The sequence below is a fragment of the Microbacterium sp. B24 genome (assembly GCF_000333415.1).
GTDB lineage: Bacteria > Actinomycetota > Actinomycetes > Actinomycetales > Microbacteriaceae > Microbacterium.
The window spans coordinates 1-6,373 of sequence record NZ_BADB01000173.1 but is presented as its reverse complement, the minus strand read 5'-3'; the positions used below and the strand labels follow the sequence as shown (position 1 = coordinate 6,373).

The window sequence follows — 6,373 nt, the reverse complement described above, 5'->3', positions numbered from 1 at the left end:
ATTCGAGCTCGGTCCCGGGGATCCTCTAGAGTCGGATCGGCCGCCAATCTGCCCTGGCTGCGCGAGCTCGGCGCCTCGGTCGTCATCGACTACGCCTCGACGCGCTTCGAAGACGTCGTCGGAACGGTCGACGTGGTGATCGACCTCATCGGCAACGTCCACGATGACACCGGAACCCGATCGCTGTCGGTCCTGCGTCCCGGCGGGCTGTACATCCTCGTGCCGACCGGCGCGTGGCCCGGCTACGCGGATGCCGCGGAGGCGGCCGGCGTGCGGGCCACGTCGTACAAGGTCGTACCCGACGGCAGCGTGCTCGCGACCCTGGCGCGACTGCTCGATTCGGGGGCGATCCGGGTCTTCGTGGATCGCGTCTACGACCTCGCCGAGGCCGAGGCCGCCCATCGCGAGATCGAGCGCGGCCACACGAGGGGAAAGATCGTGCTCTCCATCAGCGATTGCTGATCCGACCGGAGGGATCCGCCGGGGCGAGAACCCGACGACCCTCCGCGACGAGCTCCTCCGCCACGGCATCCAACATCTCGGAGCGCAGATTCCACTGCTGCCAGTACAGCGGCACGCGAACCGGCTCACCCTCCAGCGCGACGAGCGTGCCGTCATCCAGCGCCTGCTGCGACTGCAGCCGCGGCAGCAGCGCCCATCCGAGACCCAGCTGCACCGCCGTGGCGAAGTCGTGCGAGGCCGGCACGCGGTGCCGCGGTGGCGCCGCCGGATCGATGCCGCGTGCGCGCAGCCACCTCGTCTGCAGGTCATCGCGTCGATCGAAGTCGATGAGCGGCGCGTCGCGCAGGCGCGCGGCAGCATCGGGTGCCCCCTTGTCGAGCCACCGATCGCGGAAGGCGGGAGTGGCGACGGCTTCGTAGACCAGCTCGCCGAGGGGAACGACGCGGCATCCGGCGACGGGGTGTGCACGCGAGGTCACCGCTCCCGTCACCGTCCCGGACTCGAGGAGCGCCGCGGTGAAGTCCTGATCGTCGCGGTGCAGGTCGAAGACGACCGGATGCCGCTCGGCGAGCCGGGCCAGCGGTGGCAGGAACCACGTGGAGAGCGAGTCGGCGTTGACGGCGAGCGGCATCCGAACCGGCTCGGCGTCGTGGCCCAGCGCCCGCGCCGCATCGGCTTCCAGCAGCGCGAGCTGACGCGCGTACCGCACGACGGGGTGCGCGGCCTCGGTCGCCTGCACCGGCTTGGTGCGCACGAGCAGGACGCGTCCGAGGATCTCCTCCAGCGCTTTGATGCGCTGGCTGATCGCAGACGGGGTCACGTGCAGGCGGCGGGCGGCGCCGTCGAGAGTGCCCTCGTCGAGCACCGTGACGAGCGTGTGGGCGAGTTCGGCCGGAATCCGGATCATCAGCTCAGCTTATGGCGCTTCAGAATCATGAACTGGGCTTGCGCCGTGTGCCGGTCTACGCTCGCGTGCGTGCTCCCCTCTGCGCTGGCCGGCCTCGGCCTCGGCCTGTCTCTCATCGTCGCCATCGGCGCGCAGAACCTGTTCGTGCTGCGGCAGGGGATCCGCCGCCAGCACGTCACCGCGGTGGTGGTCGTCTGTACGGTCTCCGATGCACTGCTGATCGTGCTGGGCGTCTCCGGCGTCGGTGCGCTCCTGCAGACGCTGCCGGGCCTCATCGACGTCGTTCGCTGGGCCGGTGCGCTCTTCCTCGCGGGCTACGCCCTCCTGGCAGCGCGTCGAGCTCTGCGCGGATCACCGACCGGCCTGACGGGCGAGAGCCCGCCATCCGAGGTCTCCCGCCGCGCGGCGGTCGTGCTGACCTGTCTGGCCCTCACCTGGCTCAACCCGCACGTCTATCTCGATACGGTGTTCCTCCTCGGCACGGTCGCCAACACCCACGGGTCGATGCGGTGGGCCTTCGCCGCCGGTGCCGTCACGGCCTCGGTCGCCTGGTTCAGCGCGCTCGGCTTCGGTGCGCACCACCTGGGCCGACGCCTGTCGACACCGCGCGCCTGGCGGGTGCTGGACGGTACGATCGCGATCGTCATGCTGGGACTGGCGATCGGGCTCGTCCTGCCCCGGTGAACACGGCTAGCGCGCGCCGACCGTCCGAAACCCGGCGTTGCCCATGGACGAGTCCGGGGTGTTCGAGGAGCGGGCCGCGTTGCGATAGCGGTTGCAGTACGACGCGTGGCAGAGGTAGCTCCCCCCGCGCAGCACCCGCGCGCTCCCCTGCTCCGGGCCGCGCGGATCCTCCCGCGGCGAACGACGGTACGTGTCGGCGGAGAACCAGTCCGCACACCACTCCCAGACGTTGCCCACGGGCTGCCAGAGGCCATACCCGTTCCGGGTGAAGGAACGAACCGGCGCGGTCGCGACCCATCCGTCTTCTGCCGTGTTGACGTTCGGGAAATCGCCCTGCCAGATGTTCGCACGCCACCCGCCGTCGTCGACGGCGGCGTCGCCCCACGGATAGGTCGCACCCTCGAGGCCGCCCCGCGCGGCATACTCCCACTCCGCCTCGGTGGGCAGGCGCCGTCCCGCCCACGCACAGTAGGCCTGGGCGTCGTTCCAGCTCACGTGGACCACGGGGTGGTCGTCGAGGCCGTCGACGGAGGAGAGCCGACCCCCGGGGTGCGACCAGTCCGCGCCGCGGACGGCACGCCACCACGGAGTGCCGCCCAGGGGTGCCGACACCTCGTCGTCCACTGCGGCGACGAGCAGGTGGAACACCGCGGACGAGCCGAACACCTCGGCCTCGGTGCGATACCCCGTCTCCTCGACGAAGCGCGCGAACGCCGCGACGGTGACCGTCGTGGCATCGATCTCGAACGCGGCCAGCTCGACCGCATGTCGCGGCACCTCGCCGTCGAGCGGGTTGCGATCTCCCGAGGCATCCCCCATGACGAAGGTTCCGGCGGGCACGGACACCTGCGCGATCGGATGAGACCCCCGCGTCGGGGCCGCGCGGACGGGCAGCAGAGGCCGTGACGGCACCGCACCGCGGGCCGGCGCCGCGCATCCGCAGCCGCAGCCGGAAGAGGGGTCGTCGGCGGTCGGCACCCCTCGACGCTACCCTCTGAGGCTCGGCGCGGGCAGGATGGACCGATGACACGGGTTCATCTGATCGCCTCGGGCGGCGTGCAGGGCGTCGGCTTCCGCTTCACTCTGCAGGCGGTGGCGACCCGGGCGGGCGCGACGGGATGGGTGCGCAACCGCGCCGACGGCACCGTCGAGGCCGAAGTCGAGGGCCCGCCCGAGGCGGTCGCCGCCGTCGTGGAGTGGGCACGAACGGGACCGCGCGGCGGGTGGGTCGATCAGCTGCGCGTCACGGAGCTGCCCGAGGAGGGGTCGAACGTCTTCGAGATCCGCCGCGACGGGTGATCGCACGACGACGATGGGGCCCCACCCGAAGGTGGAGCCCCATCGTGACGTCGATCCGAGGATCAGACGAGGGAGTTGACGTCCAGCGGGATGCCGGGACCGAAGGTGGTCGACACGGCGCCCTTCTGGATGTAGCGGCCCTTCGAGCTCGAGGGCTTCAGACGCACGATCTCCTCGACCGCCGCGGTGAAGTTCTCCTCCAGCTGCTCGGCCGTGAACGAGGCCTTGCCGACGACGAAGTGCACGTTGGCGTGCTTGTCGACGCGGAACTCGATCTTGCCGCCCTTGATCTCCTCCACGGCCTTGGCCGGGTTGGGGGTCACGGTGCCGGTCTTGGGGTTCGGCATCAGGCCGCGGGGGCCGAGGACCTTACCGAGTCGACCGACCTGACCCATGAGCTCGGGCGTGGAGACGGCCGCGTCGAACGCGGTCCAGCCGCCGGCGACCTTCTCGATGAGCTCGGCGCCGCCGACCTCGTCCGCGCCCGCGGCGATGGCGGCCTCGGCGGCCGGGCCCGTCGCGAACACGATGACGCGGGCGGTCTTGCCCGTGCCGTGCGGGAGGATGACCGTGCCACGGACCATCTGGTCCGCCTTGCGCGGGTCGACCGCGAGCTTGAGGGCGACCTCGACGGTCGAGTCGAACTTCTTCGACCCCGTCTCCTTCGCGAGCTTCACGGCCTCGGTGGACGTGTAGAACTTGTCGCGGTCGATCTTCGCCGCGGCTGCTTCGTAAACCTTGGACTTAGCCATTGTGCGTTCCCCCTCAGTCCTCGACCGTGATGCCCATGGAGCGGGCGGTGCCGGCGATGATCAGCGAGGCGGCCTCGATGTCGTTCGCGTTCAGGTCGGGCATCTTCGTCTCGGCGATCTGACGGACCTGGTCCTTGGTGAGCTTCGCGACCTTGACGGTGTGCGGGGTCTTGGAGCCCTTCTGCACGCCGGCGGCCTTCTTGATGAGCTCCGCGGCGGGCGGGGTCTTCAGGATGAACGTGAAGCTGCGGTCCTCGTAGACGGTGATCTCCACGGGGATGACGTTGCCGCGCTGCGACTCCGTCGCGGCGTTGTACGCCTTGCAGAACTCCATGATGTTGACGCCATGCTGACCGAGCGCGGGGCCGATCGGCGGCGCCGGGTTGGCGGCACCGGCGTTGATCTGAAGCTTGATCAGGCCGGTCACCTTCTTCTTCGGTGCCATTCTCTTTCCTTCTGTCGAGCGCACGTCGGCCGGAGCCTCGGGGCGCGCTTCCACACGATCGGCGGACCCGAAAGGTGGTGGGGATGTCGCGCGACGCGCGCGCAACCTGATGATTCTACCGGATGCCGCGGCATCCGGTATGGATCACTGCTTGGTGACCTGGTCGAACGACAGCTCGACCGGCGTCTCACGCTCGAAGAGGGAGACGAGCACGGTGAGCTTGCCGCTCTCGGGCTTGATCTCGCTGATCGATCCGGGCAGGCCCGCGAACGAGCCTTCCTTGATCGTGATGGTCTCGCCGATCTCGAAGTCGACCTCGGTGATGACGCTGCGCGCGGGAGCCGACGCCCCCTTGCCGGCGCCGCCCTTGACGGGGGCCGTCTCGGTGACCTGCACGAGCGACTTCAGCATGTTGAAGGCTTCTTCGAACCGCAGCGGCGTCGGGTTGTGCGCGTTGCCGACGAAGCCGGTGACGCCGGGCGTGTGACGCACGACCGACCAGGTGTCTTCGTTCAGCTCCATCCGCACGAGGACGTAGCCCGGGATGCGCACCCGGTTGACCATCTTGCGCTGGCCGTTCTTGATCTCGACGACGTCCTCCATCGGGACCTCGACCTGATAGATGTCCTCTTCGACCTCGAGCGAGTTCTTGCGCTGCTCGATGTTCGCCTTCACCTTGCGCTCGAAGCCCGCGTAGGAGTGGATCACGTACCACTTGCCGGGCAGCGAACGCAGTTCGGCGCGGAAGGCCTCGTAGGGGTCGTCGGGGGTCGCGTCCTCCGCGGCGTCGACGACGTCGCCGGCCGCAGAGACCTCGGCGACGAACTCCTCGTCCAGCGCGGGCGCGTCCGGCTCGCCGTTCACGTCGGGGCCGTCGTACGGCGCGATCTCCTCGGCAGCCTGGGCGGCGGCCTCGGCTTCTTCCTCGGCGAGCGCGTCGGTGAGCACCTCAGCGGCAGCCTCGGCCTCGGCCGCCTCGTCGATCTCGAGTGCGTCGTTCACGATGGCGTCTGCCTCCGGGTCGTCGATGTCGATGTCTTCGTCTTCGCCCTCGACGTCGTCTTCATCGTCGACGACGTGCACGGCGAGGTGCTCTGCAGGCTCCGAGGAGAGCTCCTCGGCGGCGAGGATGTTGCCTTCCTGCGCCTCGTCGTCCTCGCTGGACTGCTCGGCGGCGGTGGCCCAGTCGACGTCGTCGGTGTACTTCTCAGACACGTATGTCCTCTTCCCTCGGGGGTCGTGCGGTGACAGCTCAGGCGTCGGCTGGATCAGCTCGGTGTGCCGAAGACGACCTGCACCACCCAGGTGAAGAGCAAGTCGAGGCTGTAGACGACGGCCATCATCACGACCACGAAGCCGAGGACCACACCGGTGAACTTCAGGAGCTCCTGACGCGTCGGGGTGACGACCTTGCGGAGTTCGCCGAAGACCTGGCGGATGAAGAGCGCGATCCGCTGGAAGAAGTTCAGCTTCTTCTCACGGGGCGTGCCGCCTGCTGCGACGACCTCGCCGTGCGCCTCTTCCTGGACCATGTACCCACCCATGTGACGTGCTCGGACGTGCTCGGACTTGCTTCCCACGCCGGCGTGAACCGGCGCGACCTGCGGTGTCAGCTGATCGCTGACGCGCAGGGCGGACAGGAATCGAACCTGCAACCTGCGGTTTTGGAGACCGCTGCTCTGCCAATTGAGCTACCGCCCTAGAGATCGTGAGATCCCGGGGTGAAGACCGCTTCCCTGCCCGAACGTCACGCGAAGCGCGGGCACGGCGAAAGAATGCAGACTTCAACTGCACTGTCCAGTGTACGTCATGCCATCGGACGCG

General features: G+C 69.1%; 9 protein-coding genes and 1 tRNA gene. 3 read left to right on the top strand and 7 right to left on the bottom strand.

Annotation, left to right across the window (positions count from 1 at the left end):
* A partial coding sequence (locus I5I_RS04495) for a zinc-binding dehydrogenase (protein ID WP_036316889.1) occupies nt 1-462 on the top strand: 462 nt, incomplete at its 5' end.
* On the opposite strand, the gene I5I_RS04490 is transcribed toward I5I_RS04495, so the two are convergent.
* Nucleotides 449-1,369: a LysR family transcriptional regulator ArgP gene (locus tag I5I_RS04490; RefSeq protein ID WP_036316886.1), complete on the bottom strand. Its 921-nt coding sequence runs from the start codon at nt 1,367-1,369 to the stop codon at nt 449-451. The genes I5I_RS04495 and I5I_RS04490 overlap by 14 nt on opposite strands.
* Nucleotides 1,370-1,396: 27 nt before the next feature.
* Here I5I_RS04490 and I5I_RS04485 point away from each other — a divergent pair, with 27 nt between their 5' ends.
* The gene (locus I5I_RS04485) at nt 1,397-2,053 is read left to right on the top strand and encodes a LysE/ArgO family amino acid transporter (protein ID WP_036316884.1); all 657 of its coding nucleotides are present in this window, start codon (nt 1,397-1,399) and stop codon (nt 2,051-2,053) included.
* A 6-nt stretch (nt 2,054-2,059) separates the two neighbouring features.
* Here I5I_RS04485 and I5I_RS04480 read toward each other — a convergent pair whose 3' ends face one another.
* Nucleotides 2,060-2,893, bottom strand: coding sequence for a formylglycine-generating enzyme family protein (locus I5I_RS04480; RefSeq protein ID WP_036316894.1), 834 nt, complete (start codon nt 2,891-2,893; stop codon nt 2,060-2,062).
* Between the two features lie 183 nt (nt 2,894-3,076).
* Here I5I_RS04480 and I5I_RS04475 point away from each other — a divergent pair, with 183 nt between their 5' ends.
* Entirely contained in the window at nt 3,077-3,352 is a 276-nt protein-coding gene (locus I5I_RS04475) for an acylphosphatase (protein WP_036316881.1), read from the top strand.
* A gap of 62 nt (nt 3,353-3,414) precedes the next feature.
* On the opposite strand, the gene rplA is transcribed toward I5I_RS04475, so the two are convergent.
* The 5 genes from rplA to I5I_RS04450 all read right to left on the bottom strand — a co-directional run bounded on the left by rplA (nt 3,415) and on the right by I5I_RS04450 (nt 6,250).
* Nucleotides 3,415-4,104 carry a 50S ribosomal protein L1 gene (gene rplA / locus I5I_RS04470; RefSeq protein ID WP_005050012.1) on the bottom strand — a complete coding sequence of 230 codons (690 nt, stop codon included), beginning with the start codon at nt 4,102-4,104 and terminating at the stop codon, nt 3,415-3,417.
* A gap of 13 nt (nt 4,105-4,117) precedes the next feature.
* Complete coding sequence (gene rplK, locus I5I_RS04465) at nt 4,118-4,549, bottom strand: 50S ribosomal protein L11 (protein WP_005050009.1); 432 nt, start codon at nt 4,547-4,549, stop codon at nt 4,118-4,120.
* A 144-nt stretch (nt 4,550-4,693) separates the two neighbouring features.
* The gene (nusG, locus tag I5I_RS04460) at nt 4,694-5,764 is read right to left on the bottom strand and encodes a transcription termination/antitermination protein NusG (RefSeq protein WP_036316879.1); all 1,071 of its coding nucleotides are present in this window, start codon (nt 5,762-5,764) and stop codon (nt 4,694-4,696) included.
* Nucleotides 5,765-5,817: 53 nt separating this feature from the next.
* On the bottom strand, nt 5,818-6,081 hold the full coding sequence (gene secE / locus I5I_RS04455) for a preprotein translocase subunit SecE (protein WP_036316892.1): 264 nt from the start codon (nt 6,079-6,081) through the stop codon (nt 5,818-5,820).
* A 96-nt stretch (nt 6,082-6,177) separates the two neighbouring features.
* A tRNA-Trp gene (locus I5I_RS04450) sits at nt 6,178-6,250 on the bottom strand.
* Nucleotides 6,251-6,373 lie beyond the last annotated feature (123 nt).

What these genes read in the sequence shown, in the direction of transcription:
- I5I_RS04490 (WP_036316886.1), bottom strand. Translation starts at nt 1,369, where the DNA reads ATGATCCGGATTCCGGCCGAACTCGCCCACACGCTCGTCACGGTGCTC.
- I5I_RS04485 (WP_036316884.1), top strand. Translation starts at nt 1,397, where the DNA reads ATGAACTGGGCTTGCGCCGTGTGCCGGTCTACGCTCGCGTGCGTGCTC.
- I5I_RS04475 (WP_036316881.1), top strand. Translation starts at nt 3,077, where the DNA reads ATGACACGGGTTCATCTGATCGCCTCGGGCGGCGTGCAGGGCGTCGGC.
- rplA (WP_005050012.1), bottom strand. Translation starts at nt 4,104, where the DNA reads ATGGCTAAGTCCAAGGTTTACGAAGCAGCCGCGGCGAAGATCGACCGC.
- rplK (WP_005050009.1), bottom strand. Translation starts at nt 4,549, where the DNA reads ATGGCACCGAAGAAGAAGGTGACCGGCCTGATCAAGCTTCAGATCAAC.
- secE (WP_036316892.1), bottom strand. Translation starts at nt 6,081, where the DNA reads ATGGTCCAGGAAGAGGCGCACGGCGAGGTCGTCGCAGCAGGCGGCACG.